Source organism: Arthrobacter sp. UYP6 (assembly GCF_040547315.1).
GTDB lineage: Bacteria > Actinomycetota > Actinomycetes > Actinomycetales > Micrococcaceae > Arthrobacter_B.
Map to the genome: position 1 here is coordinate 1 of NZ_JBEPPM010000044.1, position 1,121 is coordinate 1,121.

2 protein-coding genes are annotated in these 1,121 nt (G+C 59.9%); both read left to right on the plus strand.

The window, feature by feature from the left end:
• Positions 1 to 269: transposase (locus ABIB35_RS18700; RefSeq protein WP_354183241.1), on the plus strand; the 269-nt coding region annotated here is incomplete at its 5' end.
• On the plus strand, positions 269 to 1,121 hold an 853-nt coding region (locus ABIB35_RS18705), incomplete at its 3' end, for an IS3 family transposase (RefSeq protein WP_354183242.1). The genes ABIB35_RS18700 and ABIB35_RS18705, both read left to right, overlap by 1 nt.

The window sequence follows — 1,121 nt, forward strand, 5'->3', positions numbered from 1 at the left end:
CAGTGAAGCTGGTCCTCACCACCGGCAGGGCGGTTGCCACTGTTGCCCGGGAACTTGGGCTGAACGAGGCCACTCTGGGCCGCTGGGTCAATAGCTTCAAGGCCCGCAACGACACCGGTGAGACCGCGGTGACGGAGTCCGAAAGAGCGGAGCTGCTGCGGCTGCGCAAAGAGAACGCGGATCTAAAACTTGATCGGGCGTTCCTAAAAAAAGCGTCCCTCTTCTTCGCCCAGGAAGCATCGGATACGAACAGCAGGCGTTCGAAGTGATGCACGCGCAGAAGAGCAGCTTCAGCATCGTGGCCATGGCGCGACTGCTCGGAGTCTCCCGCTCCGGGTACTACGCCTGGGTAGGCCGGGTCCCGTCAGCGACGGTGATCCGCCGGATACACATTGAGCAGAAAGTTGCCTACTTTCACGGAGATTCCGACGAGGTTTACGGGGCACCGCGGATCCTTGCGGATTTACGTGCCGACGGTGAAACCGTGTCCCGCAAAACCGTCGCTAAAGCCATGCGGTCCCTTGGGCTTGCGGGTATTTGCCCGAAAAAGTGGAAGACCACCACCATCACTGACCGCGCAGACGCGTATCCAGTTGATGCCGTGAAACGACAGTGGGACACCGGGGCTTTGAACCGAGTCTGGGTCGGCGACATCACGTATCTGCGCACGTGGGAGGGCTGGGTTTACCTGGCCACGGTGATCGATGCCCACAGCCGGCGCGTCATCGGGTGGGCGATCGCTGATCACATGCGTACGGACCTGATCCAGGATGCCCTGAAAATGGCTATCGTGCTGCGTGAAGAAAGACCGGCATCGATGATCTTTCACAGCGACCGAGGTACCCAATATGCCTCGGCCCAGATCGCCTCGTTTGCCGCAGCGAACGGCATCACCCGGTCGATGGGATTGACCGGTATTTGCTGGGACAATGCGATGGCGGAGAGCTTCTTCGCGACACTGAAAACCGAGTTCTATTACCGTCGTGTCTGGCCTACCCGGGCACGGGCAATCCGTGAGGTCGGGGTGTGGATAGAGGACCGCTATAACCAGCGCCGCCGCCACTCTTCAATCGCTAATGTCAGCCCCGTGGACTTTGAGCTGGAATACTCATCACAGGGCG